The sequence below is a fragment of the Levilactobacillus enshiensis genome (genome assembly GCF_007115095.1).
Classification (GTDB): domain Bacteria; phylum Bacillota; class Bacilli; order Lactobacillales; family Lactobacillaceae; genus Levilactobacillus; species Levilactobacillus enshiensis.
Genome location: NZ_SULH01000001.1, coordinates 398,006 through 411,340 on the forward strand (window position 1 = coordinate 398,006; position 13,335 = coordinate 411,340).

The 13,335-nt window shown below is 45.7% G+C and carries 10 protein-coding genes; 7 read left to right on the forward strand and 3 right to left on the reverse strand.

The annotated features are described in order from the left end of the window. The first annotated feature begins 32 nt into the window (after positions 1-32). The 5 genes from FAY32_RS01830 (at position 33) to FAY32_RS01850 (ending at position 5,838) form a co-directional block, all read left to right on the forward strand. Positions 33-917 (forward strand): carbohydrate ABC transporter permease, encoded by an 885-nt coding sequence (locus tag FAY32_RS01830; protein WP_143461727.1) that lies wholly within the window; start codon positions 33-35, stop codon positions 915-917. 31 nt (positions 918-948) lie between these two features. Continuing rightward, on the forward strand, positions 949-1,545 hold the full coding sequence (locus tag FAY32_RS01835; RefSeq protein WP_143461729.1) for a hypothetical protein: 597 nt from the start codon (positions 949-951) through the stop codon (positions 1,543-1,545). Positions 1,546-1,550: 5 nt separating this feature from the next. Further along, positions 1,551-3,071: an alpha-N-arabinofuranosidase gene (locus FAY32_RS01840; RefSeq protein WP_143461731.1), complete on the forward strand. Its 1,521-nt coding sequence runs from the start codon at positions 1,551-1,553 to the stop codon at positions 3,069-3,071. A 243-nt stretch (positions 3,072-3,314) separates the two neighbouring features. Next, complete coding sequence (locus tag FAY32_RS01845) at positions 3,315-4,385, forward strand: GntR family transcriptional regulator (protein ID WP_143461733.1); 1,071 nt, start codon at positions 3,315-3,317, stop codon at positions 4,383-4,385. 373 nt (positions 4,386-4,758) lie between these two features. Beyond that, the gene (locus FAY32_RS01850; RefSeq protein WP_143461735.1) at positions 4,759-5,838 is read left to right on the forward strand and encodes a GntR family transcriptional regulator; all 1,080 of its coding nucleotides are present in this window, start codon (positions 4,759-4,761) and stop codon (positions 5,836-5,838) included. Positions 5,839-5,961: 123 nt separating this feature from the next. On the opposite strand, the gene FAY32_RS01855 is transcribed toward FAY32_RS01850, so the two are convergent. The 3 genes from FAY32_RS01855 to FAY32_RS01865 form a co-directional block, all read right to left on the reverse strand. After that, positions 5,962-7,377 carry an MFS transporter gene (locus tag FAY32_RS01855; RefSeq protein ID WP_143461737.1) on the reverse strand — a complete coding sequence of 472 codons (1,416 nt, stop codon included), beginning with the start codon at positions 7,375-7,377 and terminating at the stop codon, positions 5,962-5,964. 137 nt (positions 7,378-7,514) lie between these two features. Continuing rightward, on the reverse strand, positions 7,515-7,709 hold the full coding sequence (locus FAY32_RS01860) for a hypothetical protein (protein WP_143461738.1): 195 nt from the start codon (positions 7,707-7,709) through the stop codon (positions 7,515-7,517). A gap of 560 nt (positions 7,710-8,269) precedes the next feature. Further along, positions 8,270-10,240, reverse strand: a complete 1,971-nt coding sequence (locus FAY32_RS01865) for a glycoside hydrolase family 127 protein (protein WP_143461740.1) — start codon at positions 10,238-10,240, stop codon at positions 8,270-8,272. 369 nt (positions 10,241-10,609) lie between these two features. Here FAY32_RS01865 and FAY32_RS01870 point away from each other — a divergent pair, with 369 nt between their 5' ends. Then, positions 10,610-11,578: an AraC family transcriptional regulator gene (locus FAY32_RS01870; RefSeq protein WP_143461742.1), complete on the forward strand. Its 969-nt coding sequence runs from the start codon at positions 10,610-10,612 to the stop codon at positions 11,576-11,578. Positions 11,579-11,853: 275 nt separating this feature from the next. Then, on the forward strand, positions 11,854-13,173 hold the full coding sequence (locus FAY32_RS01875) for a glycoside-pentoside-hexuronide (GPH):cation symporter (RefSeq protein WP_191988135.1): 1,320 nt from the start codon (positions 11,854-11,856) through the stop codon (positions 13,171-13,173). Positions 13,174-13,335: the final 162 nt, after the last annotated feature.

Here is a 13,335-nt window from a genome sequence, read left to right on the forward strand (position 1 = left end):
ACCCGTAAAGGGCGCGAAAGGAATGAATCTATATGGAAGCACGAACAGCTGATACGACTGAACTCGTTGATTCTACTAAAAAAAGTAACTATCACCGGAATAAAGTAATCAAGTCAATCATTTTTAAGATTATCATGTCTTTACTGATCTTGATTGTTGTATTCCCATTCTTATGGTTGCTGTTGTCATCATTTAAGTATGAAAAGGATATTATTACTTATCCACCACACATCTTTTCTGGGAAGTACACGTTCCAAAACTACATTAAGGTTTGGGATACCATTCCGTTGTTAGGTTATGTGAAAAACACTGTCATCTTTGCCGGAGCAACTATGTTGATTTCTCTGGTCTTAGATTCCATGACAGGGTATGCATTAGCTAGAATGGAATTCAAAGGAAAGACGGCTTTCTATTACTTTGTCATGGTTTCCATGATGATTCCATTTATGGTTTACATGATTCCTCTGTTTATTGAAATGAACAAGATGAACTTGCTGGATACTTACACTGGGTTGATTGTGCCACGGGCAACTACTGCGTTCGGGATTTTCATGATGCGGTCTAACTTTGTTGGGTTACCGCGTGACTTGGATGAAGCGGCACGTTTGGATGGCTTAAACGAATGGCGGATCTTTACGAAGATTATGCTACCGTTGTCCAAGCCAACGCTGATGGCCCTTGCGGTCTTCACGTTGACCAACAACTGGAATGATTTGCTCTACCCTCTGATTTTGACGACTACTTCAAGCATGCGGACATTGCCTGCTGGGTTAGCGCTCTTTACGGGGCAACATATCTCATTCTATGGACCAGTTATGGCTGGTGCCGTTATCTCAATGCTACCATTGTTCATTATTTACATCTTTGCGCAAAAGTACTTTGTTCAGGGTTCAGCAATGTCTGGTATGAAGGAATAGTTTTAACAGCAGATGAGGGGGAAATCTCAGCATGTCACGGATTTTTAATAGCCGATTGTATTTAGGCTTAATACCGCTGACAAATTATCTGATTCTTGGGGTATTTGCGACGATGGGTTTTGCGACAGTTTTCTTCGCTTATCCGATCATTAGTGCATGTATTACCACTGCAATTCGGATTTATGGTCAGGGTAATGAAACGATTATGAGAAAGTTTTTCGAAGAGCTACGACGTCATTTTTGGACGAAATTTGGAATTGGTTTAATTACATCGACCTTGGCAATTTTGTTCTACTACGTTTATATGAAAGCATTTACACGAGTAATTGTTCCAATTCGTGTAAGTCTGGTTATTTCATTGATTCTATTCGTTGCGGCGTTATTCTACATGGTTCTTGAAGAGTATGCAATGCGCGATGACTTTCACTTTGGCCGTTTTTTCCAGAATGCCATGATTGATATTGTTATTGAATTACCAATAACGCTAGCATTTGCGGCAATTATGTTTGTAATGATTATGTTTGCAATGGTTTTCCCAATCACTGCGTTCTTCAGTCTTACGTTTCTAAACTTTATCTTTGCTTCTTTTTACCATAAGAAGCTAGATACGAAACTTTCGAGGTTTTAACTTATATGGCAAAATTAAACTTATATAACGAACAACGATTTGATGTCCGGCCACGCTTGTTTGGGTCATTCCTTGAGCACATGGGGACGGTCATCTATACAGGAATTTACGAACCCAGTCACCCTTCAGCAACTCCTGAGGGGTTTCGGGGAGACGTACTAAAGCTTGTGCGCGCACTCGGCGTGAAAACGCTACGCTATCCGGGTGGTAACTATACGTCTAGTTATCATTGGGAAGATACGATTGGCGATAAGGCAACACGGCCAAGGCGAATGAATATTGCCTGGCAGTCACTTGAAACCAATCAGTTTGGTCTGCATGAATTCTTCCAATGGATACAGCAGGCTAATGTGGACAATCCAATTTTAACGGTTAATTTAGGGACTCGTGGAATCGATGATGCTCTCCATGAATTAGAGTATGTGAATGGAAAGTATGATACCGATTGGGCTAATTTAAGACGGCAGAATGGACACGAAGAACCGTACGGGGTTAAGTACTGGTGCCTGGGTAATGAATTAGACGGTCCTTGGCAAGTTGCTAGTAAAACACCTGAGGAGTATGGTTTGCTCGCTAATGAAGCGTCTAAGGCAATGAAACTGATGGATCCAGATATCGAAACCATTTTGGTTGGAAGCTCAACGCCACGGTTGAATACCTATCCGTCGTGGGACTTCAAAGTGTTAATGGAAGCTTATGATAACGTTGACTATATCGCGATGCATAACTATGTGGATCGTGATCAGTCTGAAAATTTAGATCAAGAATCACTTCGCGAGTCTGATGATTTACCGACTTATTTGGCTCGTTCTCGCGAGTTTGACAAGCAGATTGAAGAAGTGGCTACGATTGCTGATGCGGTTAAAGCACTGAAGCACAGTGATAAGACCATGAAGATTTCGTTCGATGAATGGAATGTTCATCACTTTTCACAGAAAAAGTCCCAGCCATGGGGAGAACATAATCCCGTTGACTGGTGCTACTTTGATTTAGCAGATACGTTGTTATTCGGTTCTATGGCATTAGCCATTCTTAGGCATGGTGATCGGGTTAAATTGTCATGTCAGGCGTTGTTGGTCAACACGATTCCATTGATTTTAACGGATGAAGGTGGCAAGGCGTGGGCCAATCCGACCTACTATGTCCTGCAATCAATCCTGCAAAACTTGTCGGAAACATCAACGGTGGTGGCGTCTTCGTTAACGGATAGCCAAAACTATTCGACAAAACGGTATCAAGATGTTCCAGTAATTGATCAGGTTGTGATGGATACTGGTTCGGCATACGTTATTTTTGCGGTTAACCGTGGAGAAAAGACACAATCCATTTCAGTGACATTGCCAGCTACAATTAAGAGTGGGCACATGGCGCATATAGTAGGTGAATTAGGTGATAAGAATACGCGTGAACATCCAGAAACGCTAACTTTACAGCCGTGTGATGATCTGACCGTTGAGGTTGGTAGCAAGGCGCAAACGGCAACGCTATCAGGGTACTCATGGAACGTCTTAACCTTCGATTACTAAAGCGTTCTTTGACAGGGCCACTTAACGGCATGTAAGAACACAATTGAAAAACTTTAGGGATCTAATTCGCTTATGAATTAGATTCCTTTTGTTTTAAGTGGCTAACAAATTGCGTTAACTATGTTGGCGACCGTAAGACTTTTGATTCATATTTAGCTAAGGAATGGATTAGCTAAATACTTGTAAATGAAAACGCTGTCAAAGACTGGCTATGGATGAATAGGGGTAATGGTGAGGTGTAATATGGAAAATAAATATCAAAAGGTTAAGGATGGACTTAAACAGGATATTATTTCAGGAAAGTTTTTGGTAAATGAAAAGCTACCGACTGAATCGGAGTTAATGGACCGCTATCAAGTGAGTCGATATACTGTTCGGCGGGCCGTTGGTGATTTGGAAAGCGATCATTTTATTTATCGGATTCAAGGTGGGGGGATGTTTGTTCAGGATTGGCACAAGGATTGGTCAGCTCCTGATACAAAGTTGATTGGTGTGATTACGACGCACATTGCAGACTATATCTTTCCCAATATTATTGCTGGAATTGATCAAGTTCTCTCTAAAGCAGGCTATTCTATTTTAATTAGTAATACACATGACAATCATGCTAATGAACGCCAATCTTTAATTAATATGTTGGATAGTCGAGTAGCGGGATTAATTGTTGAGCCAACGCAAAGTGCATTACCCAATCCTAATCAGGACCTTTACCATGAGATTAAAGATGATGAGTTGCCACTGCTCTTTATTAATTCATACTATCCAAGTATGAACGTCCCGTATGTTAATACCAATGATGCTGCGGCTGAGCAGAAAATGGTCGACTATTTGTTGGAACAAGGCCATCAAAGTATACTTGGGATTTTTCAAGTGGATGATCTTCAAGGCGTAGATCGAATGAACGGTTTTGTTCGCGCTTATCAGCAGCGGCCAGAATTGTCCTATATGAGTAATATCATTATGTATCAGTCTGGCGACACGTCTCAAAAATTATTTGAACGGATTTCAAGTTATCTTAATCAAGATGATGCACCGACAGCAATTGCTTGCTACAATGATCAGCTTGCGATTGAGGTTATTGATTTCTTGAAATCAAAAAAACTAAAAGTGCCAACGGATATCTCAGTGGTGGGGTTTGATAATTATCGTATGGGCGAGTACCTAACGCCTAGTCTGACGACCTTAAATCATGAGAAGGAGCGGATGGGAACTGATGCGGGGGACATGTTGATTAAACTGCTTAACCATGAGCCTGTTACATCGATTACGTATCAGCCAGAAATTGTTAAGCGAAATTCGGTTAGTCAGCGTTAGACTGTACATAGTGAGGAGCGGTAAGTCGAGGTGGGAAATTGCTGTCTAGACGGACGCTTCTTTTTATTAAAGTAAGGTAGTTAATCAATTTTTTTAGTGGGTAGCATGCTATTTTTTAATAGATAGTAGGGTAATTTTTACTTTTCTAAGAAAATGTGGTTTACACAATTAACGGTGAAGGCAGTCCTGTTTGAATAGAAGCTGATTTCTTTTTTTAAAAGTTATCTGGTCAGTAAACGGTTGCAAAAAGGTTACTTATTTAATTGAACGAACCCAAATTAAAATAAATTATATAATAAATTTGTTTATTTAAAGAATTTATTTGTAAACGTTCTCAAAAACCGGTAGAATTAGGTCATCGGTGAGGTGCAATATGGAAAATAAATATCAAAAAGTCAAAGATGGCTTAAAAGAAGATATCATATCTGGTAAGTATCAGGTCAATGAAAAATTACCAACGGAATCAGAATTGATGAAGCAATATTCTGTCAGTCGCTATACGGTGCGCCGGGCAGTGGGCGATCTCGAGAGTGATCATTTTATCTACCGGATTCAGGGTGGGGGAATGTTCGTTCAGGATTGGCATAAGGATTGGTCGACACCGGCCGATACTAAGCTGATTGGGGTCATCACGACCCACATCGCGGACTACATTTTTCCCAACATCATTTCAGGAATTGATCAGGTGTTGTCACAAGCCGGCTATTCCATTCTGCTCAGTAACACTCACAACAACCATGAGAAGGAACGCAAGAGCCTGATCAGCATGCTGGACAGCAAAGTGGCTGGATTGATCGTTGAACCGACGCAAAGTGCGTTACCCAACCCCAATCAGGATCTCTACCAAGAAATCAAAGACGATGAGTTGCCCACGTTATTTATCAATGCGCACTACCCATCCCTTGATTTTCCTTATGTGGATACCAATGATCTAACCGCGGAACAAGAAATGGTGGATTACCTGTTTGACTTAGGTCACCAGAGCATTCTTGGCATCTTCCAAGTTGACGATATCCAAGGCGTCGACCGGATGAACGGGTTTGTGCGGGCTTACCAGCAACGCCCAGAACTGTCCTACATGAGCAACATCATCATGTACCAGTCCGGCGAAGAGTCTGGCAAATTATTCGAGCGCATTGCCAACTACCTGAAACAGACTGATGCGCCAACTGCCATTGCCTGCTATAACGATCAGTTGGCCATTGAAGTCATCGACTTCTTGAAATCACAAGACTTACGGGTCCCAGAAGACATCTCAGTGGTTGGATTCGACAACTACAAGATGGGTGAATACTTCACGCCTAGTCTGACGACCTTGAACCATGAGAAGGAACGCATGGGGGCGGATGCCGCCAACTTGCTGATCAAGATGCTCAATCACGAGAGTATCGAATCAATCACGTATCAAACGTCCATTGTGGAACGGAACTCAGCAATTCAGTTGAAAAAATAATTGATTTCTACTGATGCAGTGGAAAGTAAAACGGACTGGAAGTGGCTAAAAATGCCAATTCCGGTCCGTTTTGATGTTCAAGATAAAGGTAATGCTAGACGTGATATCATCAGTCAGTTTTGATTAGTCAGTCGCACTTTCCTTAGCCTGGGCATGTCGTTCAGCTAAGTCTTCAGTAACTACAGGTTCGTGGTGTTCCCACTTACGGTAGAAGACCATGATGATCAGACTGATCGCGTAAATAATAACGGGCACCCAGATGAAGGTGAAACTAATTGAGCTCAAGCTACCTGCGGATTGCGTTGCCTTAGCGGCGGAGAACCCAAAGGCCGCCATAATCTTAGCAGCGATGAAGGAACCAATCCCAGCGCCCATTTGAATACAGAAGGACGCGCCCATCGCGGTCAGTAGTCCGTTGGCTCGAATACCGCTCTTCCATTCACCAAAGTCGACAGTGTCACCGACCATGGCGAAGAACATGGTGCAGGCAGATCCGGATCCGATACATGCCAGAATCCAGCCAATCAAAGCTGAGGTCACGTTGCCGCCAGCTAAGCCCATCCAGATTTGACCGACCATGGTCAAGGCCAGCATGAAGACGGTCGTTCCCCATTTGTGCATAAACTTAACGAAGAAGGGAACGGAAGCCATCCCGATGATTTGAATGATCGAGAACCCGTTGAAGAATGAAATCAATGCTTTGTTATCCAGGTTATACTGGAAGTAGTAAGGCAAAGCGGCGTTTCTGGCGGAGTAGGCCGTCCAGTAGATCAGGTTAGCCGCCACGATTAACATCCATGGCCAGTTACCCTTAGTCGCTTTGAAGCTTTCCTTGATCGTGATGATCTCGTCGCTCTCGATGTTCTTTTCACGCATGTCCAAGAACCCAATCATCAGTAAGATGAAGGCAATCACGGCGTAGATTCCAACGGCGATGGACCAGCCGCGTTGGTCGTTACCTTTACCCACGGCACTTGCTAACGGCATGATGAAGGTGACGGCAAAGAAGTTCCCGACGTTGCCCAAGACCAGTCGAATCGAGTTGGCGGACATCCGGTCATCGGAGTTCGAGGTCAGGTTAGGCAAGACGGACGTAATGGGCGTCGACATTGCCGTGTAGGCTAATTCAGCCAAGATGTACATCCCACCAGCGTAGACGATTTTTGCCGTCCCACTCAGTGCTGGCGTGGTAAATAGTAACCAGATAAAGATACTGAAGGGCAAAGCCATCCACAAGAACCAAGGCCGACTTTTCCCATACTTGCTATGCGTGTGGTCAACTAAGACCCCCATGACTGGTGCACCGATAGCATCGATGACCCGTCCCAGTAAGAGCAGGGAACCAGCAGTCCCCACGCCCAGGCCAAAGACGTTGGTGAAGAAGTATAACATGTAAGAGCCGACGATACAGTAGAGTAAGTTTCCCGCCATATCTGTAAAGCCATAGGTCACTTTCCGGTGGAAGGGTAACCGGTCGTTCTTTAGTAGCGCTTGCGCTGCCGCAACGTTATGGTCCGATTGTTGTGCATTAGAACTCATAACAAACTCCTCGCTTTCTGTTGTGTTTCTTTTTTAATGAGTTAAGAGCCGAAGCGTCATCCTGTTTAATGTTGCTGAACTTGACTGGTATTGGGACGTCACGTTCACCAAAGTTGAAACAGGAGCGTCATCAGCCCCTATTTATCCCGTTGCTTGCTGTCGTGGGACAGACTGATATAGGTCAATAGAAGAATGACGCCCGCGCCGGCAATGGTCCACAGGTTGTTTTCGATGTGATGATCGGCAACCTGCCACGCCAGATAGATTAAAATTAATTGTAGAATCCACGAAATCAGGGACTGACCCGCAAATAGTTTTGTCATAAACTTCAACGCTCTCGCCTCCATTAACTTATGTGCTGAACACCCACGAGAGATGGGCAACAGAATTTTTATTCGGGTTATGTACCTTCACCCGCGTCATCATGGGAGATGAAGGTCGTTAACTAAAGGTTGAAACTTCCAAAGCATGTTCTAGCAACAGTACAATAAAATTAGGCAACCTGGTGGTCCCTTCGCCTTACCGGTCGGCAGATATGGGCTGGATCGGTGCGAACACAACTTGAAGCCTCGAAAAATCCGAGTCTACAAGCTTGGTTTTCTACTAAGCCAGTAAGCAGTTCACTTACTGACTAAGTAGAACGACGCGCCTGAGCCCATATCTGCCGACCTCTCGGCTTGCACTGTGTTCTCAGACAACACTGAGAATACCTATAACTGTCATTAATACTTGAGGTAAAACACTAAGTAGCGGTGGCGTTTACAACTATTGTGATAAACCACAGTCAGTGCTGGAGTGCACCCAATTTAGACTAATTTAATGGTACAGCTACTTCTCAAATACCAGAATGAGGCAGGTATTTCGTCTTTCAACCTTTAGTCGTTAATCATAGTTAGGCATTTTCCTTATTTAGCCAAACACGCATTTGGCCGTCCGCACGGTTTGCCCAGGCATAGTAGGGAACTAGTGTCAGGTCGCTCGGTTGCCAAATCGTAGGTTGATAGTCGGCATAAAGATCGGTTGTCGCGGGTGTTTCCCGGACAGTTGCCTTAGCGGTGATCTCACCCACACCGTTCAGTAGGTCGGCGTCAAAATGGTAAGTCAAGTCGGCGTTGGCAGCTAAACGGTAGTTCCAAAGGTCGGCTGAATTGTCAGCTTGTTCCGCGCAGTAGATCATGGGTCCTCGTTGAATGGCGACTTTGCCGGCGTCACTAGCAACGGCAGGATTAGCCTGAAGTTCACGAATACTGAAGTCCAGAGTCAGCTCAACGGTTAAATCTCCCGTGACATCGAGGTAAATGAACCCATTTTGGACGGGCCGAGTTTGTTCGGCGCCATCGACAATTAGTGTGAAGTTAGCCCGGGACCAGCTTGGAATCCGAATGCCCAGCTTGGTTTGGACACCATTGGGATTCTTGACCGTATAGTGAATGTGGTTGTCCCACGGGAAGTTGCTGGTTTGGTCGATCTCTAAGCCCTGCGCAAACCTTGCTTGGTTAGCAATGAACTGATGGGACAAAATAGCGTCACCCGTTACCGTGTAAATGTAGTGGTCGATGGAGGAGACTAACCGGGCAATGTTACTTGGACAGCAGGCACAGCCGAACCAATCCTGCCGGCGACTCATGATGTGGGCCTTGGACGGGTTCTGTTGGAACTTTGGATCCGCCGTGAGTGGGTTCACGTAGAAGAAGTGTTTACCATCTAAGGAAATTCCACTCAGCGCACCGTTAAATAATTCCTTTTCAATGATGTCACCAAATTCACCTTTGGCCTCGTTTTGCAGCATTTGCTGGGCAAAGAAGGTCAGACCAACTGAAGCACAGGTTTCGGCATACATGGTTTCGTTTGGCAGGTCGTAGTCGTAGGTAAAGGCTTCACCAATGTTGGTCGACCCAATGCCACCAGTGACGTACATGCGACGGTGAACAATGCTGTCCCACAGGCGGTCACAAGCAGCTTGCAGGTCTTTGTCACCGGTTAACCGAGCGACGTGGGCCATTCCTGTGCAGAGATAAACGACCCGCACGGCATGTCCTTTCGCGTCCTTTTGCGTCAGTAGGGATTGGTCAACTTGGTAATAGCTGTGGGTCACACCATGCATCCCGGGGATGATGTCGTTATCGATGCCATCGGCCTTCAGTTGGCGGTCATAGAAGTCAGGATCGACGCCGCGGTTGACCAAGAAATAGTGGGCCAAGTCGAGATAGCGGTGCTCATGGGTGACCTCAAAGAGCTTGGCGAGGGCCAATTCGATTTCGGGATGCCCGTCGGCGGCGTGAAGTTTGCCGGCTTGGGGACCAAAATTGGCGTCGATACAGTCGGCCATCTTGGTGGCAATCGTCAGCGCCTTTTCGTTGCCGGTAGCATGATGGTAGGCAACACCGGCCTCGATGTAGTGTCCCATGGTGTAGAGCTCGTGGCTTTGTTGTAACCGCTTAAATTTACGTTCTGGCGCATCAATCTGAAAGAAGGTTGAGAGGTAGCCGTCATCTTCTTGCGCAGCGGCAATTAAGTCGATCAGGTTGTCCGTCACGGTCTTCAAATCCGGGTTAGCCTGGTAGCTGAAGGAGTAAGCCGCGGCTTCCAACCATTTGTAAACATCGGTGTCTTGGAAGGGAAAGCCAAAGTGGTGTCCGGTCATCTGACCAGCGGCAATCTTCAGGTTGGCAACGGCGTGACTGTTCTTGGAGTCGGGGTTGTCGCCCCCCTTTTCATCGGTAATGTTAATATCGGCTTCGTCATTCATGACCGCCCATTGGTAGGGAAGTACTTCCTTAACGATGAGTTGGCGATACTTGTTCCAGAAGTCAGACGTGATGGTCACCTTCGGGGTGGCGGTAGTTAACGTTGATTCAGTCAAAATAAGATCTCCTTTCGTGTGGTCGCATTATAGATTGAAATGTGCGGCTGGGGTGCTAGACGTGGTATCGAGAAGTTAACTAGTATGTATATCGTGATACCATAGCGAGGGTTCCTTCTTTGGCCGAGAAGGGAAGCTTGGTGGCACACCCAGCAAAAGGGTAAGGTGCCTGACATATGATATAATAAGAGCAGTAATGTCGTGGTCAGGGATAGCCTTACGGATTGTCCGCGCGGGTCGGTTGAGCAAACCTCACTTTTTCAAAATATAATAATTTGTCTGAACAACTATTATTGTAAACGGTAACAAATTGAAAAAAAGCCACTGACCTGTGAAAAAAGTGGCAATTTCCGAACACGAGGTGAGACGATGAAATTAATGCAGTTAGCGTTGTCACAACCACTCTGGTTTTATAAGGCCGGAGAGTTCAGTGCTGACGCGGGTTGGCGGCACAAAGATATGTATCACGAGCACGATTTTGAAATTATTTTTTGTTTAAAAGGCCATTTTGACGTCACCATCAACGGTCAACCCTGTCGGATCCGGGCCAACGATTGCTGGGTATTGCCACCCGATACCCGCATTGCGGGAACGAAAGACACGACTGGTTCGGTCGATTTCTTTTGGCTCCACTTTTTCGCAGCGTGGGATTGGGTCGACTTTTCCCATCAACAGTTACAAGTGATGACGCAACAACAGGCTGCTCACGAGCCGGCCCATGACCTGAAGTGCTTGGTCAACTTGCCACGTCACTTTCCGGTGACCAATCCCCAAGAGCTGATTTTGATGTTCAATCAGCTCCTGGATTATACGAATCGCTATCACTACACGGACTATGGGAATCACCTGATGACGCAACTGACCTTGATTTCGGTGGGGGATGCCTACCTCCAAAATCTGGTTGCAACGGCTGGTGGGACTGATGCGAAGACGACCCGGGTTGTGGAGTGGATTCGTGCGAACTTGTCCAGCGAGCTGACAGTCGCCGTCATCGCCCATCACTTTGATATGAGCCCCGACTACCTGACCAAGCTGTTTAAACGGGAGCAAGGGAAAAATTTACGCGGCTACTTAGTTGATATAAAAATTGAAGTTGCTAAATTGTTATTAGTACGGACGAATCTGCCCATCAACCAGGTGGCAACGGCAGCTTATTTTCACGATGACAAGAACTTTATGAAACTTTTCAAGAAGAAGGTCAACATGACCGCGGGCCAGTATCGGAACGGTTATGGCAATACCCACTTAAATAATCCGTCAATTGACCCGAGCATTCCCATTCCACAAGACATCAGTGTTTTATTGGATCGTGAAGAAAATGAAAGCAGTGTGAAATAAGTTCAGAGTGTTAAAAATTATAAACACGGTGTTGTCTATCAGATTGGCAATCCCGTGTTTTTGTTTTAAATTGGTATTAAATAAAAACGATCGTTAAAGCGCTCAGGGGCCATAGCCATTAGAAATTTGCATTATTTTGTAACCGGTTACGACTATGGGACACGCCAGGAGGGGTTAATGACTCGTTTTTATAAATTCACTTCAAGGAGGAACTTATTGTGAAAAGTCAAGTCGCAACTGCTGTTAAGTCAGACGCTAAGGTCCCGTTCCATAGAATGTTAGCGTTTGCCAGCACTGATGCCGCAGGGAACTTGCTCTACACGACGGTCACGACCTTCATTCTTTACTACTATACGGATGTGTTTGGGTTATCCGTTGCCGCTGCCGGGACTGTTCTACTGGCTGCTCGTATCTTAGATGCCTTTGATGCACCAGTCTGGGGCTTCATCATTGATCACACCCATACACGGTGGGGCCAAAGCCGACCGTATTTCTTATGGATGGCGTTCCCATTTGCCATCTTCTTCATTCTGATGTTCTTAACACCGAACCTGAGTGCCACCGGGAAATTCTGGTGGGCCATGATTACCTACCTGCTCTTCGGGATTTCCTACACCGGGGTCGGGACGCCAATTAGTTCAATCCTGCCAAACTTGAGTAACGATTCTGATGAACGAATCAAGTTAAACAGTGTGCGGATGATTGGTGGGAACATTGGGTTCTTAATTACCGCAACCTTTACGTTGAGTTTCGTGGCCTTCTTCGGTGGCGGCAATGACGTTGCTGGTTGGCGGAACACGGCGATTGTCTTGGCCGTTGCTGGTTTTGCACTGTTAATGTTTGCCTTCTTCGACACCCGTGAAGTCAACACTGCCACGCAAAAATCCATTCCAATTATGGACAGTATCCGGGCCGCAAAGAGTAACTGGCCTTGGTTTATCCTGGTCATTGCCTTTATCTTCTACTGGTTGGGGAACTCTTCACGGACTTCCGTGCTGGTTTACTACACGCAGTACAACCTAGGGGTCAAAGGGTTTGCGTCCGTTCTGAATGCCTTAGTGATGTTCCAAATGGTTGGGATGGTCTTGATTCCATTCCTAGTTAAGAAATTTAGTAAGACGCACGTGTTAATGTTTGGCCTGTGCTTAGCAGCCTTTGGTCAAATCATGATCTTCTTTACGGGTAAGTCCCTCATCGCCTTAGGGGTTGCCTGGAGTATTGCATCTGTTGGGACTGGGATCTCTGTTTCCATGCCATTTGCCATGTTATCCGACACGGTTGATTATGGGGAATGGAAGAACGGTATCCGGGCCAGTGGGTTCTTAACTGCCATCGGGAGTTCATTTGCGATCAAGATGGGTTCTGGCCTGGGTGGCTGGGCACCATCGATGATTATGGCCAATGCTGGTTACAAGGCTGGTGCTGCTCAGACGGCGGCTTCCTTAGGCGCTATCAAGTTCTGTATCAGTTTCTTACCAGCGATCTTCTTCGTTATCGGCGCCGCAATCATGATCTTCTACGTGCGTTACGAAAAGCAAGAAACTGGTATCCGGGCTACCTTAGCTGAAAAGCGGGGCGAATTAGCTGAAGACTAGTTTGGCAGTTGCCGCTAGCAGTTGCAGAGATTGCGCGGTAACGACTTATGGTTTAGCGGAATAGGTGCGGTTTCTTATGGAGACTGGGCACCTATTTCGTGTCAGAGGCGCATTTCTCAGACGGCGGTCTTCCTGCCCGAGTTTGGCGAACGGGACAGTCTG

What these genes read in the sequence shown, in the direction of transcription:
- FAY32_RS01830 (WP_143461727.1), top strand. Translation starts at nt 33, where the DNA reads ATGGAAGCACGAACAGCTGATACGACTGAACTCGTTGATTCTACTAAA.
- FAY32_RS01835 (WP_143461729.1), top strand. Translation starts at nt 949, where the DNA reads ATGTCACGGATTTTTAATAGCCGATTGTATTTAGGCTTAATACCGCTG.
- FAY32_RS01840 (WP_143461731.1), top strand. Translation starts at nt 1,551, where the DNA reads ATGGCAAAATTAAACTTATATAACGAACAACGATTTGATGTCCGGCCA.
- FAY32_RS01845 (WP_143461733.1), top strand. Translation starts at nt 3,315, where the DNA reads ATGGAAAATAAATATCAAAAGGTTAAGGATGGACTTAAACAGGATATT.
- FAY32_RS01850 (WP_143461735.1), top strand. Translation starts at nt 4,759, where the DNA reads ATGGAAAATAAATATCAAAAAGTCAAAGATGGCTTAAAAGAAGATATC.
- FAY32_RS01855 (WP_143461737.1), bottom strand. Translation starts at nt 7,377, where the DNA reads ATGAGTTCTAATGCACAACAATCGGACCATAACGTTGCGGCAGCGCAA.
- FAY32_RS01870 (WP_143461742.1), top strand. Translation starts at nt 10,610, where the DNA reads ATGAAATTAATGCAGTTAGCGTTGTCACAACCACTCTGGTTTTATAAG.
- FAY32_RS01875 (WP_191988135.1), top strand. Translation starts at nt 11,854, where the DNA reads ATGTTAGCGTTTGCCAGCACTGATGCCGCAGGGAACTTGCTCTACACG.